This window comes from Trueperaceae bacterium (genome assembly GCA_023954415.1).
Lineage (GTDB): Bacteria > Deinococcota > Deinococci > Deinococcales > Trueperaceae > JAAYYF01.
In genome coordinates this window covers 157500-177688 of record JAMLIB010000007.1, presented here as the reverse complement: position 1 = coordinate 177688, position 20189 = coordinate 157500, and the positions used below count along the sequence as shown (strand labels likewise).

Genomic DNA, 20189 nt, shown 5'->3' with positions numbered 1-20189 from the left:
CACCCTCGTCGCTGGCTACCGCACCTGGAAAGCCAGCAACCGCTTCGTCCGCAAAGGCGAGAAGGGCATCGCCATCCTCGCGCCACTACTCGTCCGCGACCCCGACGACGACAACCAGCTCAATCTCGTCGGCTTCAAGACCGTCTACGTCTTCGACCTCGCCCAGACCGACGGCGAACCGATCCCACAACGCGACGGCCCACGCCTGCTCACGGACACTCCCGACGCCCAGTCGAAGCTCGCCGGGCTTCACTTCCGCCTCGCCATGTTCTGCGCCAGCAAAGGCGTACGCGTCAGCTGGGACTTCCAGCACGAACACGCCCTCGGCGTCTACCGGCCAGCCACCAAGCACATCGCCATTAGGCCAGGCCTCAGTCACACCCAGGCCTTCAAGACCCTCTGCCACGAGGCGGCGCACATGCTCCTGCACACCGGCAGCGAGAACCGGCCCAGCGCCGAACTGGAAGCCGAGACCACCGCCTTCCTGGTCAGTCACGCTCTCGGCATCGACACCAGCACCTACTCCTTCGCCTACCTCGCCAGCTGGACCGACAGCCTCGAAGACCTCATTCAAGCCGGAGACAGAGCCAGCAAAGCCGCCGACCAGATCCTCGAACACCTCCAAGCGGACCCTGACACCCCTACAGCAGAGCCCTCCACCGCCACGCCTACCGCCGGCCAGACGCCCCAGCGCCGACCCGTCACCTACCTCAGCAGCTGACCCCAGAGAGGAGCGCCAGCCTGACCGACTCACTTCCTGGACCCACCCACAATCCGAACCCTCACTAGCGCCAGCGACCCGCACCGGTCCTGGCGCTCTTTCGTTCTAGGAGCCCAACATGACCCTCCCGCAACTCTTCAGCGCCCTCATCCACGCTCTCACCACCAGTCCCGAAAGCCACCACGTCGACGTGCTGCTAGCCGACCTGGCCGCCCGCACCGCCCTCGCCCTTCACGACACGCAGGCCGACAGCCTCAAGCTCGCCTGCCTCACGGTCACCAACCCAGAGCCCTACATCGCCGCCGACCAGCTCCTGCGCCCCTACGGGCTCGTACTCACCGCTACCCCACACCAGAGCACAGCTCGCCTCATCAGCATCAAGCGCCATCAACCAGAGCCCCACCAACCGGCCAGCAGCGTCCGAGTCCATCACCTTGCGAAGGGAGCGAACGCGGCATGACCATCAACCTCGCCACCCTGCTATCCGAAGACCCCAAGATCCCCTGGTGCTACACCTGCCAGGGCGACGGCTACCTCGTCTACGTCGGCGGACCCGGCTACTACAGCACCTACTTCGGCAACTACCTCCCCACCGAGTCGTTAGAGCCGTGCGACGACTGCCACGGCAGCGGCCGCAACGACGACGGCAACAGCCCCACCAACGCCGTCAGACAACTCCTACGAGCCCTCACCCCCAGCCAACGCCTCCACCTGCAGCGTCTGACCCAAGGCCACCGGCTCCCCATCACCCCTGCCAACTACCAAGCCCTTGAAGACCTCTTCTGCGAGGTCGACAACGAACTCGGCAGCAAACACCCCATCACCGTCGAGCTGGAGGCCGCGCTAGATAACGCGCAGCTGCTCGAACCCTCCGACGCACCCACTGGCAACCGCGGGGCTCGCATCTACTAACCGTGTTTGAGCGGACCCCGTTTGCCGGTCCACTACTGGTGAGGGGTTCCTGTCTCGACTCTTATCGGTCAGGGCTTCCAGCGCTTGGGCGGGGGTGCCGTACTCCAGCGCGCCGTGCGGCCGTTCGTGGTTGTAGTACTTCCTCCAGTTCTCGATCAGGACTTCCGCTTCGTGTAGGGTCGTGAAGAGCTCTAGGTTCAAGAGCTCGTCTCGCAGGCGAGCGTTGAAGCTCTCGTTGAAGCCGTTTTGCTACGGTGAGCCCGGCTCGATGAACAAGGTCTGCACTCCACTGGCCGCCAGGAAGGTTCTGGCGGCGTCAGCGATGAACTCCGATCCGTTATCGCTACGGATGAAGTCAGGCGGCCCGTGGATGGTCATGAGGCGCTCCAGCTCCCGCATCACGCCCTGCGCCGTGAGGCTGCGGGTCACGTTGACCGAGAGGGCGTAACGACTCGCCTCGTCGATCACGGTCAGGATCTTCAAACGCCTGCCGTCATCGGTAGCGTCCATCACGAAATCGAGTGCCCACACCTCGTGCGCTACCGTCGCCACGCGCCGGTGGCAGCCGTTTCCCGCCTCACCCAACCGCCGGCGCTTGATGGCCTGCTGCGGCACCTTCAGGCCCTCCTCGCGCCACAGGCGCTGCACGCGCTTACGGTTCACGCGCCACCCCTCCCGGCCCAAGAGCGCCGTGATCCGCCTATACCCGAAGCGCGGGTGCTCAGCCGAGAGCTCATGCAGGCGCCTGACCAGGTCCACGTCCAGCGTCGGCCGTATCGCTTCGTAACGCTGGCTGGAGCGCGGCTGCCCCAGCACCTTACAGGCGCGCCGCTCGCTGAGCGTGAGTTTCTCCATCACGTGCTTCACTGCTGCCCGCTTACGTTGCGGGCTCAGTAGTTTCCCTCGAGCGCCTCCTTGAGGATGCTGTTATCCAGCTCCTTCTCCGCCAGGAGCTTCTTCAGGCGCGCGTTCTCGCGCTCCAGCTCCTTAAGGCGCTTCGCGTCGGGTTTACTCATGCCCTGGTACTGCTTGCGCCAGCGGTAATAAGTCCACTCGCCGATGCCCGCCTCCTTGCAGAGCTGCGCGACGGGCATGCCCGCCGCCTTGCTCGCTTCCATCTGCCTGAGAATCTCGATGATCTGCTCCGGGCTACGTCTTGACTTCTTCACGGGTGTCCCTCTCCGGATCACCCTCACTCTAGGTGGACCAGGTAACGGGGGCCAGATCAGTTGGCTCGGAACCCCAGCACACCCACCGCCACTCTGGACGGGCTAGCAGCCAGCACCGACCCGGAAGTGCAGTGGCGAATAGTCAACAACCCCAGCACTTCCAGCGAAGCCCTGACCACTCTCCAAACGACCGGACGTAGCTGGGCAGTTCGGCATGCCGCTCGCAGGCGCCTCCTGAACGGCCAGGGAGCCCTCGACGCCCCACCCCCGCTCGAAGCCTTGCGCGAATCCGTGGCGGCCATCACCAAGGAAGAACCCGACACTAGCCACTGAACGCAGCGGCTGACACCAACAAGTAACCACCTATCACGAAGTCACGACCTGCGAGCAGGCCGGAGCAGCGCGCTCTAGCCTGCTCGCTCTCTTGTGGCTCGAATCCATAAGGAGATCAACCATGAATCAAGGAAACCTTGAAGACACAGACAACCCGGCAACCCCAGAAAGCCTAGAGCTACCTCCGCCCTCCTCAGCCCCGACCAGCGGCGTACACGCCTGGTCTATTGCCGGAGACGAGCTGGACGACCTGGAGTTCGCCCCAGTGAAGATGGTGATTCCCAATCTACTCCCCAGTGGCCTAGCGGTGATTGGAGGCAAGCCAAAGATCGGCAAGAGCTTCTTCGCGATGCAGATGGGCTTGGCAGTGGCCGAGGGCACCACATTCCTGGGCGAAACCATGCCGCAAGGCGACGTACTCGTCTTCTCCCTGGAAGACGACCAGAGGCGCCTGCAAGCACGCGCTAGGGCCCTCACCGAGGGAGATCCCCTACCGCGCAGGTTCCGCATGTTCAGCCAGGACAACATGGGCATCAAACTACCGGAAATCGAAAAGCTAATCGCAGAGTGGGCCGGCGATTTTGAGAAGCGAGCCCTGGTCATCATCGACACCATGGTGAAGGCCATGCCCAAGAAGCAAGCCGGGCAAGACGATTACGCCCACACCACCCAGGTCCTAGGCAGCCTGCAAGCCCTGGCCCTACGCCTCGACATCGCGATCGTTCTCGTTCACCATACGAGCAAGCGAGCAGACAACCTTGATGAGTTCGACGCACTGCTCGGCAGCACCGGCATCAACGGAACCGCCGACACACTCATGCTCCTAAACCGGCCCCGTGACTCAGCTAGCGCCTTCCTATCAGTCACCGGCCGGGACCTACCAGAGGTAATGAATATCGCCCTCGAACGGGACGGCGTCATTTGGCTCAAGAGCGACGTCAGGGACTACAAGGAAGTAATCCCAGTCTCCCCCACCCAGCTCAAGACGTTACAGGTAGTCAATGAGCTTCTCGCCGACGGGTCACCAACTTGCGCGGCCGGTGACATCGCCGCAGCCATCAGTAAATCGAGCTCCCACACGAGCAACCTTTTGAGTGCTCTAAAGAGCCGCGGATTCCTGGACCAGCCCAGCTTCGGGACATACACGTTGGCACCCGGCGTAGCGGAGAAGCTCGCACTCCTCAACGAAACTAGTGAGGCCACACCCATCACCTCAGTCCTCGACGAGGACCCCATGCCAGACGTAGTCAACGGGTTCGACTTCAGTTAGTAGCCCCTACCAACAAGTTTCACAGCATTCACTAACTTCACTAGGCCGCCCGCCCCAGCCCCCATGAGCTGAGCAGGTGGGCGGCCGGAAAGGACCACCATCCATGCCAACTTTCGCAGGCAACGGGCTGCATCCAGCGGCCCCACCCAAGTTCTACTCTCCCAAGGAGTTCTACCTGAAGCACGACCGCCGCATCGGACGCGACACCATCTACCGCCTCCTAGCCGAAGGCCGCATCCGATCCGTCCGGCCCGGCAAACGCAAGATCCTCATACCCGCCAGCGAACTACACGACTGGCCAGCACGAGAACTCCGAGGCGAGAACTGACCCCGTAAGCCCTCCCACAACCAAGCCACCTTGAGCCCACCCACGCGGTGGGCTTCTTCATTTCTGGAGGACCCCATGCGCAAGTACCAGAAGCTCCTCAACAAGCCGTACTTCAACGAACGCTCCAAGCTTTGGGAAATCCGCTTCTCCGCAGGCACCAACCCCGAAACAGGCGAACGAATCCGGCACGTCATCACCCACAAGACCAAGAAAGGCGTCAAGGAGAAGGCCATCGAATTCCTGAAAGTACAAGAACTAAACGAGATGCCCGCTACTGGCCTCACGGTCGGCGCCTACCTCCTGAAGTGGCACAACGATTCACAATACAGCTGGTCACCCCGCACCAAAGAGCTGTACCTGCATCAGATCGAGAAGCACATCATCCCCAGAATCGGAGACCACATCCTCGAAGAGCTGAAGCCGCATCACGTGCGAAGCATGGTCGCCGACATCGCTGAGAAGGGCCTGCTGTCCACCGCCAACAAGTGCCGCCGCCTTGTCTGGACCGCCATGGAGGACGCCGCCGACTCTGACCTCATCGCCAAGAATCCAGTGAAGACAGTGAAACCAGTGAAGGAGGAGGCGAGGAAGATACGCATCCTCGAACCGCACGAGACCCGCAAGTTGCTCGACGCCACCAGGAGCCACCGGCTCTACGCGCTGTTCTACGTTCTTGTCGCTACCGGCCTTAGGCGTGGCGAACTACTAGGGCTCAGCTGGAAGGACGTCACCGAAGATGGCCTTCTTATCCGAAACGCCCTGAAGCTAGTCGGCAATGAGCCGGTACTCGGACCGCTCAAGACCAAGAAGAGCCGCCGTTTCGTCGCCCTCTCCCAAGACGTGCTCGACGTCCTAAACGCCCACCATGACCGGCAAAAGCAAGAACGCAAGGAATGCTACGGCAGTTGGACCGAAACCGGCTTGGTCTTCACGACCAAGATCGGAACCGCCATCCACCCCAGGAACCTGCTTCACATCCTCAAGAACGAGCAGGAGAAGGCGGGACTACCCCAGACCTCCATCCACTCCTTCCGGCACATGAACGCCTCGCTGCTCATCACTAACGACCTCGATATCAAGAGCATCTCTGAACGCCTCGGCCACAGCAGCACCAGCTTCACCATGGACCGCTACGGGCACATCCTCCAAGAGCACCGGCATAAGAGCGCACTCAGCGTCGACCAACTCCTTGGAGTCAGTCAACCCACCGTTGCGCCAACCGAAGAGGAATAGCCGAGCATAGGCCTACTCCGCCTTAGGGCCTCCAAAAGCGATGAATCCAATCCCGGTCAACGCAACCGCAAGCAGGGCCGGGAAATAGACGATCGCCGGGATGCTGAACACCTTACGGGTCGGGGGAATAGCGTTTGCAAATTGGCCCGTGCACGATGCTGAGTTCCAGTCGGGCGACGGAAATGTGCAATCGATCTTCCTCCAAATGGGAAAGACCTCGGTTGTCTGGATCCAAAAGGTAAACCCACTCCGTGTAACCCCGTTGGAGGTGCCGAATCCCACTACAGACAACAAGAGTGCAGCCGAGACCAAGATGTATCCAAAGACTCTCTTACTCACGCCCCTACACCCCTTCACCACACAACTGGATGGTGGAATCATACCGCCTATCGGACAAACCGAGGCACCCGAACTTTCCTGTATCAACGCAGCGAAAAGGCGTACGACACATAGCGACCGGCTCACCTCCGAACATCGACTGGTCAGTGTGCTGGTCAGTGTGAGCAGATTTACCGGGAAAGCCCCCGGACTCTGTCGGAGGCTTTCCTCGTCCTACACGTAGTTTTTGGTGGTGGGCGGCACAGGGATTGAACCTGTGACCCCTCGCGTGTGAAGCGAGTGCTCTCCCGCTGAGCTAGCCGCCCACGTGACCAGCGCTCAATAGGGTAACGGTACGGTGGGATTCCGTCAATGAACCGACCCCCTCGGCCTAGGCCTCGAGGCGTCGGCGAGACACCCTCCGTCACGGTACTGGGCCCCCGTCACATCTCGAACGGGTTCAAGACTTCCACCTCGAGGCCATCGAAATCAGCCGTGTTCCTCGTGACAAGGGTCAGCCCGTGAACATAGGCGGTAGCGGCGAGCAGTCCATCGATCACCGGCAAGGTTCGCACGGCGTTCAGCCTCCCCCACGCTTCCGCCACTTCGATGGAGACCCTCAGGATGCGGTCGGCGTACTCGGTGCCCAGGGTGCCAAGCCAGGCCTCCAGTTGTGCAGCTCGGTACGCATCCCGCGACCTCAAGCGCTCTATGCCCTGGCGTATCTCACCCACCACCAGAACGCTCAAGAACAGTTGACGGTTCTGCACGCCCGCGAGCCAGGCCCTTACCCCCGTGTTCGCGTTGGCCTTCCTGATCTCGGATATCACGTTCGTGTCGAGCAGGTAGCTCACAGCTCGACCCGGCGGGCGGGTTCGCGTGAGCGCTCGATCTCCAAGTCGCTCAAGTCGGGCACAGCCAGGAGGAACGCCTTGAAGTCGAGCTCCCCGGTCAGCTTGGCATAGGTCTCGGCCGAGACGATCACCGCCACCTCTTCACCGTGGCGCGTCACGATCTGCGGCCCGTCCTCTTGAGCCTTGCGCAGTAGCTCGCTGAACCTCTGCTTCGCCTCCTGGACCTGCCATGCCATTCCAAGCCTCCATCTAGTCTGTCTAGGCCGAATATTACCACCGCGGCAACTCGTGAGGGTGCTAACCGGGGTACCCAAGGCACAGGCGCCTCGACCGTCACGTGGCCGGAAAAGCCCCCGGCGCGAAGCGGCGCGGTGGCCTCCTTACCGATTCGTGACAATTCGCACGAACTCCCTAGGGATAATCCGACTGTCGCGCGTGGGAGCCGTCCGAGCGCGCTCGCCGTTCACGAGCCGCCCGGCAGCGACGCTACCCACGATCCCCACCGCCCCTCCCGGAAGGAGCAGTCATGAAACTGCGCTCACTAGCTCTGTCCATCTTCGCCTTCGCCCTGGCCTTCGCCTCCCAGGCCGCCGCCGAGCGGATCATCTCGCTCGCGGGCGAGGTCACGGAGATCGTCTACGCCCTCGACGCCCAGGACCAGCTCGTCGCCGTCGACGCCACCTCGGTCTACCCCGCCGCGGCCAACGACCTCCCCAACGTCGGCTACTACGGTCGCCTCTCGGCCGAGGCCCTCATGGCCTTCGAGCCGACGCTCGTCATCGCCAACAACCAGGCCGGGCCGCCCGAGGTCCTCGCCCAGCTCGAGGCCGCCGGTGTCCGCGTCGTGCACGTCGGTGACGAGCCCTCGCTCGAGACCCCGGCCGCCAACGTGCGCCTCGTCGCCGAGCTCGTCGGCGCCCAGGCCAAGGGCGAGGAGGTCGCCGAGGCCATGAGCGCCAAGCTGGCCGCCGCGGCCGCGCGCGGCGCCGAGCTCGATCCGAAGCCCCGCGTCCTCTTCCTGTACCTCGGCGCGCGCAGCATGCAGTTCGCCGGCGGCACGAACACCGCGTCCAACGTCCTGATCGAGGTGGCTGGCGCCATCGACGTGGGCGCCGAGCTCGGCTTCTCCGGCTACGCCCCCTTCACGCCCGAGGCCATCGCCGCAGCGGCTCCCGACGCGCTCATCGTCACCGACCGCGGCATCGCGGCCCTCGGCAGCGAGGACGCCGTCTTCGAGATTCCCGGCATCAGCGATACCCCGGCCGCGGCCGGCAAGCACCTCAAGGTCTTCGAGGACCTCTACTTCCTCGGCCTCGGCCTCCGTACCGGCGACGCCCTGACCGAGCTGGTCGACTACCTGTACTCGCTGCAGTGACCACAACGGGCGAGCGCGCCGCCTCTCGGCGGCGGCTCACCTTCATGATCCTCGCGGCGCTCCTGCTGGGCGGGCTGATGCTCTCGCTCGGTTGGGGCGCCGTGAGGATCGCGCCCGCCCAGGTCGTTGGGATAGCGCTCGAGAAGGCCGGGATCCAGACCGGCATCGAGTTCTCACGGCAGCAGAGCGCGGTCCTCTGGAACATCCGTCTGCCCCGCGTCCTGATGGGCGTGGTCGTCGGCGCGGCGCTCGCCCTCGCCGGCGTCGCCCTGCAGGTCGCCTTCCGCAACCAGCTGGCCGAACCCACGCTCCTCGGGGTGAGCGGCGCGGCCACGCTGGGCGTGGTGCTCGCCTACGTCCTCGGCCTCGTGAGCCTGGGGCGCTGGGTCCTGCCGGTGGCCGGCACCCTCGCGGCCGTCGCGAGCGTCGTCTGGCTCCTCCGCTTCGCGCGGCGGCACGGCCGCTCGGACCGGCTCACCCTCGTGCTCGCCGGCGTGGCCCTGCAGCTCTTCCTGGGAGGCGTCGTGACCTTGCTCGTGAGCGCGTTCCGCAAGCCGGGCATGCCGGACGCGACCTCCCTCACCCTCGGCGCGCTCACCAGTGTCTTCTGGCAGGACGTCGGCGTGGCCGCCGTCCTAATGCTGGTGGCGGGCGCGCTGCTCAGGCGGCGAGCGCAGGTCCTCAACATCCTCCTGCTGGACGAGGGGACGGCCCAGGCGCTCGGCGTCGACGTTGGCCGCGTCCGCCTCGCGCTCGCCTGCCTGGCGGGCGTGGCGACGGGCACCGTGGTCGGTTACGCAGGCAGCATCGCGTTCATCGGGCTGATCGTGCCGTTCGCGGTGCGCCTGCTCATCGGGGACGACCACCGGTCGCTCCTGCCCGCGGCCGTCCTGGGGGGCGCCGCCGTGGTCACCGTCGGCGACGCGCTCGCGCGCAACCTCATAGCCCCCATGGAGCTGCCGCTCGGCGTCCTGACGACGGTGGTCGGCGGGCCGCTCTTCTTCTGGCTCACCGGCCGCGGGCGCGGCGCTGGTGGTTGGTGAGCGGCGTGAAGCGGTAACCGACGCCCCACACGGTGTGGAAGTAGATCGGCTGCGCCGGGTCGGGCTCGAAGTGGCGCCTGAGGCGCACCACGAAGTTATCCACCGTGCGGCTGCTCGGGAACGCGCCCTTGCCCCACACGGCGTCGAGGATCTCGTCGCGGCTCACGACCTCACCGGCCCGGCTCGCGAGCAGGCGCAAGATGCCCACCTCGCGCTCGCCAAGCAGGAGCTCGCGGCCGTCGGCCGCCCTGGCCGTCCACGACAGGAGGTCGACGGTGTTCTCGCCGAAGACCAGCCGCGCGTTCACGGCGCGCAGCGCGCCCGAGCGGTCGAGGAGCTTGCGCACCCGCAGGAGGAACTCGGGCAGGTGGAAGGGCTTGGCGAGGTAGTCGTCGCCCCCCGCCTCCAGCCCGGCCACGCGCTCCTCCGGGCTCCCCTTGGCGGAGAGGAAGAGGACGGGCGTGGCATCGCCGGCCTTGCGCCGCTCGCGGCAGAGCGTGTATCCGTCCTTGTGCGGCAGCATGACGTCGAGGACGACCAGGTCCGGGCACTCGTCGCGCCAGGTCGCCGCTCCGGCCCGTCCGTCGGGGGCGTGGCGGACCTCGAAGCCCTCGGCCTCCAGGTTGTCCTTCAGGACCGAGGCCAAGGCGGCCTCGTCCTCGACGATCAGTACCTTCGCGCTAGTCATCGCAGGCTCGCTTCTTCCCCAGCGTCAACCGGTCGCGGCCTCCTCGCGCCTGTCGTGAGCCGGCGGGACCTCTGGCGAGAGCGCCGTGATCTCGTCGCGCATGGTCTCGCTCATGACGAACTCGGCCGCGGCGAGGGACGGCTCCAGCTGCTCCACGCTCCTGGCCCCGACGATGGCCGCCGTGACGGCCGGATGCGACGAGCACCAAGCGACGGCCAGCGTCACCGGGTCGACGCCGACGCGTCTTGCATATGCTACGAAACGCTCGGCCGTCTCCGCGTAGCTCTCGTGCCCGTAGCGCGTGTGGTAGCGCGCGTTATCCACGAGGCGGCCGCTCACGCCGGCGGCGCCGTACTTGCCGGACAGCAGGCCGGCGCCGAGGGGGCTGAACGCCATGACCCCGAGCCGCTCGGCCAAGGCCAGCGGGAGGATCTCGACCTCCGCCTGGCGCTTCACCAGGTTGTACATGGGCTGTATCACGGCGAAGCGCTCCAGCCCGGCGCGCTCCGAGATCCCGATGGCCTTCATGTACTGCCAGGCGGCGAAGTTGCTCGCGCCCACGTACAGCACGAGCCCGCGGCGCACGAGGTCGTCGAGGGCGCGCAGGGTCTCCTCCAGCGACACGTTCACGTCGAACTGGTGCAGGAGGTAGACGTCGAGCCTGTCGGTGCCGAGGCGCCTGAGCGAGGCCTCGACGGCGCGCACGATGTGGCGCCTCGACGAGCCGCCCGAGTTGGGCTCCGGGTAAGCGCGCCCGAACACCTTGCTCACCAGCACGATGTCGTCGCGCCTGCCCTTCATGAGCCGGCCGACGATCTCCTCCGTGCGGCCGGCGTTGTAGACGTCGGCCGTGTCGACGAAGTTGACGCCCGCCCCCAGGCTGCGCTCGAAGATGCGCGCCGCCTCCGCCTCGTCCGCCTCACCGCCGAAGGTCATGGTGCCGAGGCAGACGCTCGACACCTTGACCCCCGTGCGTCCCAGTTGCCTGTACTGCATATGCCGCCTCTTCTCTCCGTCGCTACGCCCCGAACAGGTCTCCCACCAGGTAGTTGAGGCCCGTACCGACGGCTACCGTCACGACAGTACTCTCCGGACCGAGCTCCCGGGCCAGTTAGACGGCGACCGCCACGTTCGGCCCGCTCACCGGACCGACCTCACTTCCACGCTGCCGACCCCGACGTCGAGGCTCAGCCGGGCCGCCGGGAGTTCTCCCGCCACCGCGGCAGGGCTCGCGTAGACGTTGCCGTTACGCTCGAAGCCGGATCCGACGCGCACGGAACCGATGCCGGTATCGACCTCAAGCGTCAACGCCAAGCCCTCGGGCACGAGGAGGGTGACGCTCCCGACCCCACCGTCGATCTCACCCGTGAAGCCGCCTGCCCGCGGCAGGGTGACGGTCAAGCTCCCCACCCCGGAGTCGAGGTCGAGGCGGGTCAGCCTGGCCGCGGCCAGGTCCAGGTCCACGTTGCCTACCCCACCGTCTATGACCAGCTCGGTCGGCACGTCCTGATCCAGGGTGAGGTCCCAGGCGCCGCCCCTGCCGCCGCCCCATGAGAACGGCAACCAGGCGCGCCGGCGCGCCCTGATGCTCACCTCGGCACGGCCGTCGCGGAACGAGGTCGAACGCTCGATGCGCTCGCCGGCCGCTTGGCTCACGGTGCCTCGGATCAGGTCGCCGCCGCCCTGTGCCGCGCTCAAGCGCAGCGGGCTGACACCCACATCGAGTACGACGCGAGCGCTCGTCGCCGCGCCAACGGGCTCGCTGATGCTGATGGACTGGCTACCGCCCCCGCCGCCGCCGTAGGCGGCGAGCACGACGACCACGCCGACGGCCAAGGACGCGACGAGCAGCCGGTAACGCCCGCGCGTCAGCATGTCGGCCCCGACGGCTATGAGGGCGACGGGCCAGTACGCCAACAGGTTGCCGAGGAAGCGCCAGACGGGGCCGAGGCCCAACCCCAGGTTGCCGGCGAGTATCACGACCCCGAGCGCGATCAGGGCCAGCGGCCACCAGCCGCCCCCACGCGGCGACGGTCTTCCACTCGGTTCGGTCACGTTGCGCTCACCCCTTCCGCGCCGCCTGCCATAGCGCCGCCACTCGGAGCCGCCCCACCCGGAGCGTGGCCGACGCGCTCGAGCCACACGTCCAGGCTGCCGTCCAGCTCGACGACGTTGGCGAAGCCCCTGTTCCTCAAGGCGCTGGCCACCGCCGCCGCCCGCCCGCCGCCTTGGCAGTGGACCACGAGCCTGCGGCCGCGCGGCAGCTCCTGGAGCCGCGCCAACACGTTGCCGGCGGCGATCTGCCTGGCGCCCGGAAGATGTTTCGCGGCATGCTCGCTCGCCGTGCGCACGTCCAGCACGTCGGCACCCGCGAGCGCGTCACCGCCCTCGGGTCGCAAGAGCGGCAGGGGCGCAACCTCCAAGCCTTCCACGGAGGTCAGGTAGCCCCTCGCCCCGTCTATCCCGACGCGGGTCAGCCGCTCGCTCAGCGCCCGCGCATGCTCCGCGCCGGTGGCGAGGAGGACGATCTCGCGCGTCTCGACGTCGGGGTCGATGACCCACGCGGCGTACGTGGCGAAGGAAGCGCCACCCGGCACGGCCAGAGCGCCCGCGACGGAGCCGGAACGCTGCTCGGCGACCGTGCGCGTGTCCACCAGGACGAGGTCGCGGTTCACGCGGCCCCGCAGCTCGCCTGAAGAGAGGCGGCGCAGCGGTCCGCGGTCGCCGAGGACGGGCGGGCCGTCGCGGTTGACACGCTTCATGCGCCCGAAGTAGGTGGGGGCGTCCGGCTGGCCTTCGAGCAGGGCCGTCGTGAAGCCGGCCTCGTCGCCAGCCGCCAAGTACGGCGCCCACCAGGCGGTGAGGCGCTCGAAGCCCACCGTGCTGCTGGCCACCGCCCCGAGCGCCTTGCCGCACGCGCTCCCGGCGCCGTGGCCTGGCCAGACCTGCACGTGGTCGGGCAGGGTGAGGAAGCGGTCGCGGAGGCTGGCGAAGAGGCGCCGCGCACCCTCGAAGCGCGTGCCGGCGCCGCCCGCCACGGCGTCGAGCAGGTCGGGGCGACCGACGTCCCCGACGAACACGAAGTCGCCGCTGAGGAGGTGGGAGGGCAGCGCGGAGCGCGCGCCGTCGGTCACGAGGAGCGCGAGGTGTTCCGGCGTGTGGCCGGGCGTGTGGAGGGCCTCGAGCGTCACGTTGCCCACCCTGATGACGCTCCCGTGCGTGAGCCCGCGGTGGTCGAAGGCGTAACGCCAGTCGGGGCCGCCCTCGTCGGAGAGGTAGAGCTCCGCCCCGGCGGCCGCGGCCAGCTCCCGGGCACCCGACACGTAATCGGCGTGGATGTGGGTGTCGGTGACGGCGACGATGCGCAGGCCCTCGGCCGCGGCCGCCTCGAGGTAGACCCGGACGTCGCGCCGCGGGTCTACGACGACCGCCTCGCCGCTGGCCTGGCAGCCGATCAGGTAGCTGCCCTGGGCGAGGTCGTGATCGTAGAACTGTTGGAAGTACACTTCCGCCCCTCTCGAGCCGCGCCGCATGTCCGAACGGCCGTGGAACCCAGGTTAATGCCTGCCGGCGCGGCGCGGTGTGGGCGGCGCACCGTGCGGCCCGGGAGCGCAACGCGAGCGCCCGGCGCATCATGAGCGCAACGCGCCGTGGGCGCGGCGCCCACTCCCCCGAGAGTATGCGCCGAGTGCATAATGGTGCCATGCCAGGCTCGCCGGACGCCGATCAGCTCCTCACCCTCCTCGCCGTGGCCGAGGCGGGCAACGAGAGCGCAGCGGCGGAGCGCCTTGGCGTGGGCCAATCGTCCGTCAGCCGCAGACTGGCAGCTCTCCAGAAGCTCTCCGAGGCGCCGCTTACGCACCGGGCGGCGACGGGCACACGCCTGACGTCCGCCGGGGCCGCCCTGCTCGGACCGGCGCGCGCGCTGAAGGCAGCGTTGCTCGAAGCCGGGACCTTGATGGACCCGGCCGGCGGCGCCCTCGGCAAGGTCCGCTGCGGCGTCAGCCCGCACCTCGTCGCGCGCCTCGCGGGCGCGGCAGCGACCTCGCGCATAGAGGTTGAACTAGTGGAGGCCCACTCGGATGCCCTGGTGAACGCCGTGCGCCGCGGCGAGCTGCCGGCCGCCGTCACGTTGAGCGCGCCGGCCGGGGGCGAGCCGGGCCTGCGCGTGCTGCGCGCCGGCGAGGAGCGGCTCGTGCTCGCGGCGCTGCCCGGCGAGGGCGCGCTGCGCACTGGTCCCGCACGCTCGGGCACCGAGCCCGCGGGCCTCGCGCACGAGTCGTCGCGCGAGGCCGGCCCCCGAGACACCCGCAGCGGCACGGCGGCGCTCGGGCTCGTCAAGTGGCTCCTGCCGGCCGCGCCGAGCGTCGTCGGGGAACGCGCCCGGGCGCTGTTGCGCCGCGCCGGCCTCGCCGCCGCGGCGCAGACCCCCGTCCCCAGCCCTGGCGCCATGCGCGCCGCGGTGTTGGCCGGGGCGGGCGTCGGCGTCGCGCTGCGCTCCGAGCTCGCGGCTGAGGCGGCGGCGGGCTGGCTCGCCCTCGCGCCGCTCCCCTTCGGGGCGGAGGGCGACGACGTCGTGAGCGTCTGGCTCGTCGCCTCCGACTCGCTGGGCGAAGACCACGCCGAGAGCCTGACGGACCTGGCGGCGGAGGCCATGCGTGGCTGATGCCCCGGGCGCCTACCTTGGGCTCGACGCCGGCGGCTCGAGCACCCGTTGGCTCCTCGTGGGCGAGTCGGGCGACGAGCTGGCGCGCGGCAGCGGCGGGCCGATCTCGGCCATCCAGCTGCGCACGGACGAGCGGGAAGCCGCGCTGGAGCGACTGGCGGCACTCCTTGCCGAGGTCGGCTCGACCGCGCGCCCGGTGCGCGTGGTCGCGGGCGTCACCGGGCTCGAGCCCGGCTCGCCCGACGCGCTGACGCTGGCCATGACGGCGGCGCAAGCGTTGGCGTTGCCGGAGCCGGCGGTGCGCGTCATGCCCGACATCCACGTCGCCTACCTCAGCGCCTTCGCCCCGGGGTCGGGGGTGCTCGTGTACGCGGGAACGGGGAGCATCGCGTTCCATCTGAGCGCCGGCGGCGTCGGCACCCGGGCGGGCGGGCACGGCTACCTGATAGACGACGCCGGGGGCGGCTTCTGGATCGGCCGCGAGGCCCTCAAACGCGTGCTGCGCCGCGCCGACGAGCAGGGGGCCCCCGCCGGCGGGACGCTGGCCGGCGGGCTGTACGCCGCGCTCGGCGGTAGCGACTGGGACGCGATCCGCCGCGCCGTCTACGCAGGCGGCCGCGCGCGCGTGGCCGCCCTGACCAGGGTGGTCGCGCTGGCGGCGGCACGGGGCGACGACGACGCGCGCGCCGTACTGGCGGCGGCCGGCGCCGAGCTGGCGCGGTTGGCGCGCGTCGTGAGCGGTCGCCTCGGTGTCGCGCTGCCGGTGGTGCTGGCCGGGGGCGTAGCGCGCTGCGGCGCGCCGCTCACCTCGGCCATGGAGGAGGCGCTACCGTCGGGCACGCGCTTCTCGGTGAGCACGCGCGAGCCTGTCGAGGCCGCGGCCGCGCTGGCGCGGGAGCAGGCCGGGCTCTCTGGTTGAAGCGCGAGATCGAGCGGCGAGGCTCGACAGGACCCCGTCACCCCTCGAGGTAGGCGCGCAACGCGCCCTCGCCGCCCTTGAACGTGTGCGCCTTGACGCCGCCCTCGCGCAAGCGCTCCGCCACGTATGCGCTCCGCTGGCCCATCGGACAGAACGCGACGTAGACGCGCCCCGGCTCGAGGCTCCCGCCCGACAGGTCGCTCGGCACGGCGACGACCTCCGGCCAGTCCGGCACCCAGGTGCGCATGGCCTCGTCGCGGCAGTCGATGAGGACCGCCCCCTCGGGGAGGGCCGAGACGCGCAGGCCGTCATCGGTCGCGGCGACCACGAGGACCCCTTCGCCCTCGCGCATGGCGCGTAGCGGGATGCGGCTGTCGCCCCGCTTGACGCGGGCGAGCTCGGCGGCGAGCGCCGACTCGTCCATGCCCCCCTCCTGCCGCTCGAGCCTCTCCGCCCGGCTCGAGGTGGCCGGCCGCACGGGCGTGATGTTGCACTCCTCCACGGCCTTGGCGGAGAGCTCCGCCGTGCCGATGCGCTCGGCCAGCGCGATGATCTCCAGCTTGTCGTAGGCGATGAGCGGGCGCAGGACGGGCCGCGCCGCGGCCGCGTCGATGGTGCGCAGGTTGGAGAGCGTCTGCGACGACACCTGCCCGATGGCCTCGCCTGTCACCAGGGCGTCGACGCGGCGGCGCGACGTGCGCCTACCCCGCTGGCGCGGCCCCTCCTCGCCGGGTCCGGCGCCGGCGGACGCGTGGGCCTCGAGGGCGTCCGCCACGCCGTCGGCGGCCTTCACCATGAGGCGCTTGAGGCCGACCTGCCACAGGTTCGTGTCCAGGTGGCCACGCATCTCGCGCATGGCCGGCCGCAGGTCGACCACGTGCGCCTCGGGCCGCGAGCCGGAGCCCCACGTGTCCGACAGGCGCTTCGCCACCCGCAGCGCCAGGCGCTCCGACTCGAGGTCGCCGAGGCGGAAGTGCACGAAGTCCACCTCGACGCCGCGGCGCATCAGGGACCAGGCGGCGACGATCGAGTCGTAGCCGCCGGACAGGAGCGCGAGGGCGTGGCCGCCCGTGCCGAGCGGCAGGCCGCCCGGGCCATGGTGGCGGCGGCTGAAGAAGAGCGCCTGGCGCTCGTCGACCTCGATCTCGACGGTCACTTCCGGGTGCGCGAGGTCGACCTTGGCGCCGGGGTTGAGGGCGGCGCCCAACTTGCGCTCGACGTCCATCGACCCGAACGCGTGCCTCCCGACCCGCTTGCAGCGCACGGCGTAGGTCCTGCCACGCACGCGCTCGGCGTAGAGCTCGGTGCCGAGGGCCACGATGGCGGCGAGGTCCGGCGCGGCCACCGCCTCGACGAACGAGAAGGTGCCGATGCCGAACACGCGCTCGAGGGCGCGGGTCGCCAGGGCGGTCGCGTCGACGGCACCCGCGGCGCCGGCGGCACCCGCGGTCGCCCGGTCGCCGAGGCCGGCCTCGTCGCCAACGGTGCCGGGTGCGGTGCCGAGCGCCACCTGGACCATGACGCGGTTGCCGCGCACGAAGGCGCGCGCCTCGAGACCGGAGCGCTGCAGGGCGTCCTTCACCGCCAGCCGCAGCTTGCGGAGGAACGTAGCGCGTGTCGTGCGCGACTTGATGGTCACCTCCGCGGTCGGGCGGATGGTCACGAACAGCTGGTCCATGGGTAGTTCCCTCATGATGATCGCCGTGGGCGCTACCGGAGTGCGCCGCGCCGCGGTCCTAAAGATAAGCCCCGCAAGGCCCCGCCGCCCGCCGGCGCGCCTTTCAGGTAGCGGCGAGCTCGTCCCAGCCGGCCACGCGGCCGCGCTCAAGCAGGTCGCCGAGCGCCTCGGCCGGGGCGGGGCGGCAGATGAGGAAGCCTTGCGCCTCCTCGCAACCGAGGGCGCGCACGGCGCGCCACTGCGCGAGCGTCTCGATGCCTTCGGCCACGACCCTGAGGCCCATGCTGTTGCCGAGCGTGACGATGGCGCGAACGATGGCCCCGTCGGCGTCTGGGTGAACGTCGGCGTGCGCGGTCGCCGGCACCTCCGTGACGTCCCTCAGCCCCCGCACGAACGCCCCATCTACCTTCAGTGCGTCGATCGGGAAGCTGCGCAGGTAGGCGAGGCTCGAGTACTCGACACCGAAGTCGTCCAGCGCGACCCGCACGCCCATCCGCTTGAGCGCGGAGAGTTTCCTGGCGCTGCCGACCACGTCGGTCATGGCCGCGCGCTCCACCACCTCGATCTCGAGGGCCGAGGGCGGCAGGCCGGCGGCGGCGAGGGCCGCTCCCACCTCGTCGACCAGCTCGGGGCGGGCCACCTGGCTCGCGCTCAGGTTCACGGCCACGCGCAGGTCGGTCAGCCCGGCGTCGCGCCAGGCGCGGAGCTGGCGCGTGGCGAGCTCCAGAACGCGACGGCCGAGCGGGTGGATGAGGTTCGTCCGCTCCGCCAGCGGGATGAAGTCGCCGGGCGGCACGAGGCCGCGCTCGCCGTCCCGCCAGCGCACGAGCGCCTCCAGGCAGACGATGCGGCCCGTCCGGATGTCGATGCGGGGCTGGTAGTGGAGCAGGATCTCGTCGCCCGCGAGCGCGCGCCGCAGCGCCTCCTCGAGCTGCATGCGGCTCGCCGACGCCATCTCCATGTCCGGCTCGAAGTAGCCGTAGTGCGCCTTGCCGCCCTGCTTGACGTGGTACATGGCTATGTCCGCGCGGCGCAGCAGGTTCTCCGGACCGTCGCTGTCCTGGGGGAAGAGGCTGATGCCGACGCTCGCCGTGACGTTCACGAGGTGGTCGCCCACGCGGAACAGCTCGCTCAAGGCCGCGGAGACGCGCCGCGCGAGCTCGTCCGCCTCGGCGCGCACGTCATGGCCGACGACGAGCAGCATGAACTCGTCGCCCCCGAGCCGCGCCAACGCCTGACCGGGCGCCAGGCAGCCGGTCAGGCGCTCCGCCACGGCCACCAGCACCCGGTCGCCCGCCCAATGACCGAGCGAGTCGTTGACGAGCTTGAGGTTGTCCAGGTCGAGGAAGAGCGCGGCCACCTCGCTCCCTCGCGCCTCCGCCGTGGTCACCGCCTGGGCGAGGAGCTCGCGGAACCGCTCCCGGTTGGGCAACCCCGTGAGCGAGTCCGTGAACGCCAGCCGCTCGAGGCGCTGCTCGAGCGAGGCGCGCTTGATGAGCTGCGCGGCGTAGCCGGCGTACACGCGCGCCGCCTCCACCGACTCGCTGGTGAACTCGTCCGTGGCGGTGAAGTTGTCGAGCGTCAGGAAGGCCGTCGCCCCCTTCTCGCTCATGAGCACGGGCACCACGAGCACGGACCGGATCTCGGACGCGCGCCCGTGACGTACGAGGAGCTCCCGCTCGCGAGGGCTCAGCTCGGGGTCCATCTCGGGGTTGACGACGATCTGCGGGTGCGCGTCGTCGACGGACACGCCGAAGCCGACGCCCCTTGGCGAGAAGCGGATGCCGCTCAGGTCGCGGAGGTCGTGACCGTTCGTGGCGGCCAGGGAGTAGTGCCCGTCCTCGCTCCTGAGGAGGAGCGACCCGGCCTGCGCGCCGGGGATGGAGCCCACCGCCTGGTCGAGCATGTGCTGGTAGAGGTCGGGGCCGTAAGCGGTGAGGATGCCCTGCTCCATCATGTGGATGATGCCGCGGCGGAACTCCGCCATGCGCCCGATGCTGCGCTCGCGCTCCTGGAGGTCCTCCAACCGGCGATGGTTGGTGACCGCGACCTCCGCCAGGTGGGCCGCCACCCGCACGAACGCGCGCTCCTCCTCCGTCGGCGCGCGCGGCTCCAGGTAGTAGACAGCGAACGTGCCGACGACCTGCCCCTCGGGGCTGAGCAGCGGCGTCGACCAGCATGCCCGCAGGCCGTGCGCCAGCGGCAGCTCGCTGTTCCCCACCCACCGTTCATCCGTGGCTATGTCGGTGACAACGACCTCCTCGCCGTAGTAGGCCGCAGTGCCGCACGACCCGACGCTCGGCCCCACGAGGAGGCCGTTGATGTGCTCGTTGTAGCTGTCGGGCAGGCTCGGGGCAGCGCCGTGATAGAGGCGCTCACCGGAGCGGTCCGTGAGGAGGACCGAGGTGCGCACCCCTTCGAGCTGCTGCTCGAGGAAGAGCATTATCTCCGTCAGGACGGCGCTCCGGTCGGCGCCGCGAGCGATCATCTCGAGGACCCGGCTCTGGGTCAGCTGCAGCAGCCGCGCCTTGTTCCCATCGTCGCGCCGGTCGTGTGAAGAACGGATGGTTTCCATGCGAGCGCCCGGGCCGGCCCCCGCCTCGGTTAGGACATTCTGGCAGACGGCCCCGCCCGCGCCTGTGGGCATTGCGTCATGCCGGCCGGAGAGTGGCGGGTCTCACA

The 20189-nt window shown here is 69.0% G+C and carries 18 protein-coding genes, 1 tRNA gene and 1 pseudogene; 10 read left to right on the top strand and 10 right to left on the bottom strand.

Annotated features, from left to right (window positions below; translation table 11 throughout):
• The 3 genes from M9914_10635 to M9914_10625 all read left to right on the top strand — a co-directional run.
• Positions 1 to 721, top strand: a 721-nt coding sequence (locus M9914_10635; protein ID MCO5174633.1) for an ImmA/IrrE family metallo-endopeptidase, incomplete at its 5' end; no start/stop codon positions are given.
• 118 nt (positions 722 to 839) lie between these two features.
• Positions 840 to 1181, top strand: coding sequence for a hypothetical protein (locus tag M9914_10630; GenBank protein ID MCO5174632.1), 342 nt, complete (start codon positions 840 to 842; stop codon positions 1179 to 1181).
• A complete protein-coding gene (locus M9914_10625; protein MCO5174631.1) occupies positions 1178 to 1633 on the top strand; it encodes a hypothetical protein in 456 nt (151 codons plus the stop codon). Before M9914_10630 ends, M9914_10625 begins: the two co-directional genes overlap by 4 nt.
• 69 nt (positions 1634 to 1702) lie before the next feature.
• On the opposite strand, the pseudogene M9914_10620 reads toward M9914_10625, so the two are convergent.
• Positions 1703 to 2751, bottom strand: a pseudogene (locus M9914_10620) (IS3 family transposase).
• Positions 2752 to 3256: 505 nt separating this feature from the next.
• On the opposite strand from M9914_10620, the gene M9914_10615 reads away from it, so the two are divergent.
• From M9914_10615 to M9914_10605, 3 genes are all read left to right on the top strand, one after another.
• Positions 3257 to 4405 (top strand): helicase RepA family protein, encoded by a 1149-nt coding sequence (locus M9914_10615; GenBank protein ID MCO5174630.1) that lies wholly within the window; start codon positions 3257 to 3259, stop codon positions 4403 to 4405.
• Positions 4406 to 4508: 103 nt separating this feature from the next.
• Positions 4509 to 4733 (top strand): excisionase family DNA-binding protein, encoded by a 225-nt coding sequence (locus M9914_10610; GenBank protein MCO5174629.1) that lies wholly within the window; start codon positions 4509 to 4511, stop codon positions 4731 to 4733.
• Between the two features lie 75 nt (positions 4734 to 4808).
• Positions 4809 to 5966: a site-specific integrase gene (locus M9914_10605; protein MCO5174628.1), complete on the top strand. Its 1158-nt coding sequence runs from the start codon at positions 4809 to 4811 to the stop codon at positions 5964 to 5966.
• A 569-nt stretch (positions 5967 to 6535) separates the two neighbouring features.
• Here M9914_10605 and M9914_10600 read toward each other — a convergent pair.
• From M9914_10600 to M9914_10590, 3 genes are all read right to left on the bottom strand, one after another.
• A tRNA-Val gene (locus M9914_10600) sits at positions 6536 to 6610 on the bottom strand.
• A gap of 117 nt (positions 6611 to 6727) precedes the next feature.
• Positions 6728 to 7138 carry a type II toxin-antitoxin system VapC family toxin gene (locus M9914_10595; GenBank protein ID MCO5174627.1) on the bottom strand — a complete coding sequence of 137 codons (411 nt, stop codon included), beginning with the start codon at positions 7136 to 7138 and terminating at the stop codon, positions 6728 to 6730.
• Positions 7135 to 7374 (bottom strand): type II toxin-antitoxin system Phd/YefM family antitoxin, encoded by a 240-nt coding sequence (locus tag M9914_10590; GenBank protein ID MCO5174626.1) that lies wholly within the window; start codon positions 7372 to 7374, stop codon positions 7135 to 7137. Before M9914_10590 ends, M9914_10595 begins: the two co-directional genes overlap by 4 nt.
• Positions 7375 to 7664: 290 nt before the next feature.
• Here M9914_10590 and M9914_10585 point away from each other — a divergent pair, with 290 nt between their 5' ends.
• A complete protein-coding gene (locus M9914_10585; protein ID MCO5174625.1) occupies positions 7665 to 8513 on the top strand; it encodes an ABC transporter substrate-binding protein in 849 nt (282 codons plus the stop codon).
• The gene (locus M9914_10580) at positions 8510 to 9556 is read left to right on the top strand and encodes an iron ABC transporter permease (protein ID MCO5174624.1); all 1047 of its coding nucleotides are present in this window, start codon (positions 8510 to 8512) and stop codon (positions 9554 to 9556) included. Before M9914_10585 ends, M9914_10580 begins: the two co-directional genes overlap by 4 nt.
• Here M9914_10580 and M9914_10575 read toward each other — a convergent pair.
• From M9914_10575 to M9914_10560, 4 genes are all read right to left on the bottom strand, one after another.
• Positions 9522 to 10244 carry a response regulator transcription factor gene (locus M9914_10575; GenBank protein MCO5174623.1) on the bottom strand — a complete coding sequence of 241 codons (723 nt, stop codon included), beginning with the start codon at positions 10242 to 10244 and terminating at the stop codon, positions 9522 to 9524. The genes M9914_10580 and M9914_10575 overlap by 35 nt on opposite strands.
• A 24-nt stretch (positions 10245 to 10268) precedes the next feature.
• Entirely contained in the window at positions 10269 to 11240 is a 972-nt protein-coding gene (locus M9914_10570) for an aldo/keto reductase (protein MCO5174622.1), read from the bottom strand.
• 144 nt (positions 11241 to 11384) lie between these two features.
• Entirely contained in the window at positions 11385 to 12299 is a 915-nt protein-coding gene (locus M9914_10565; protein MCO5174621.1) for a hypothetical protein, read from the bottom strand.
• A complete protein-coding gene (locus tag M9914_10560; protein ID MCO5174620.1) occupies positions 12296 to 13750 on the bottom strand; it encodes a rhodanese-like domain-containing protein in 1455 nt (484 codons plus the stop codon). Before M9914_10560 ends, M9914_10565 begins: the two co-directional genes overlap by 4 nt.
• 197 nt (positions 13751 to 13947) lie before the next feature.
• On the opposite strand from M9914_10560, the gene M9914_10555 reads away from it, so the two are divergent.
• Positions 13948 to 14910, top strand: a complete 963-nt coding sequence (locus M9914_10555) for a LysR family transcriptional regulator (GenBank protein ID MCO5174619.1) — start codon at positions 13948 to 13950, stop codon at positions 14908 to 14910.
• Positions 14903 to 15829, top strand: a complete 927-nt coding sequence (locus M9914_10550) for a hypothetical protein (GenBank protein MCO5174618.1) — start codon at positions 14903 to 14905, stop codon at positions 15827 to 15829. Before M9914_10555 ends, M9914_10550 begins: the two co-directional genes overlap by 8 nt.
• A 37-nt stretch (positions 15830 to 15866) precedes the next feature.
• Here the strand turns inward: M9914_10550 and M9914_10545 are convergent, their stop codons facing one another.
• Together M9914_10545 and M9914_10540 are read right to left on the bottom strand one after the other, a co-directional pair.
• Complete coding sequence (locus M9914_10545) at positions 15867 to 17507, bottom strand: THUMP domain-containing protein (GenBank protein MCO5174617.1); 1641 nt, start codon at positions 17505 to 17507, stop codon at positions 15867 to 15869.
• 103 nt (positions 17508 to 17610) lie between these two features.
• The gene (locus tag M9914_10540) at positions 17611 to 20082 is read right to left on the bottom strand and encodes an EAL domain-containing protein (GenBank protein ID MCO5174616.1); all 2472 of its coding nucleotides are present in this window, start codon (positions 20080 to 20082) and stop codon (positions 17611 to 17613) included.
• Positions 20083 to 20189 lie beyond the last annotated feature (107 nt).

Bases quoted from the DNA above. Each gene is read 5' to 3' on its own strand.
- M9914_10575 (MCO5174623.1), bottom strand. From the start codon at position 10,244: ATGACTAGCGCGAAGGTACTGATCGTCGAGGACGAGGCCGCCTTGGCC.
- M9914_10540 (MCO5174616.1), bottom strand. From the start codon at position 20,082: ATGGAAACCATCCGTTCTTCACACGACCGGCGCGACGATGGGAACAAG.
- M9914_10590 (MCO5174626.1), bottom strand. From the start codon at position 7,374: ATGGCATGGCAGGTCCAGGAGGCGAAGCAGAGGTTCAGCGAGCTACTG.
- M9914_10615 (MCO5174630.1), top strand. From the start codon at position 3,257: ATGAATCAAGGAAACCTTGAAGACACAGACAACCCGGCAACCCCAGAA.
- M9914_10625 (MCO5174631.1), top strand. From the start codon at position 1,178: ATGACCATCAACCTCGCCACCCTGCTATCCGAAGACCCCAAGATCCCC.
- M9914_10555 (MCO5174619.1), top strand. From the start codon at position 13,948: ATGCCAGGCTCGCCGGACGCCGATCAGCTCCTCACCCTCCTCGCCGTG.
- M9914_10570 (MCO5174622.1), bottom strand. From the start codon at position 11,240: ATGCAGTACAGGCAACTGGGACGCACGGGGGTCAAGGTGTCGAGCGTC.
- M9914_10605 (MCO5174628.1), top strand. From the start codon at position 4,809: ATGCGCAAGTACCAGAAGCTCCTCAACAAGCCGTACTTCAACGAACGC.
- M9914_10630 (MCO5174632.1), top strand. From the start codon at position 840: ATGACCCTCCCGCAACTCTTCAGCGCCCTCATCCACGCTCTCACCACC.
- M9914_10585 (MCO5174625.1), top strand. From the start codon at position 7,665: ATGAAACTGCGCTCACTAGCTCTGTCCATCTTCGCCTTCGCCCTGGCC.
- M9914_10545 (MCO5174617.1), bottom strand. From the start codon at position 17,507: ATGGACCAGCTGTTCGTGACCATCCGCCCGACCGCGGAGGTGACCATC.
- M9914_10610 (MCO5174629.1), top strand. From the start codon at position 4,509: ATGCCAACTTTCGCAGGCAACGGGCTGCATCCAGCGGCCCCACCCAAG.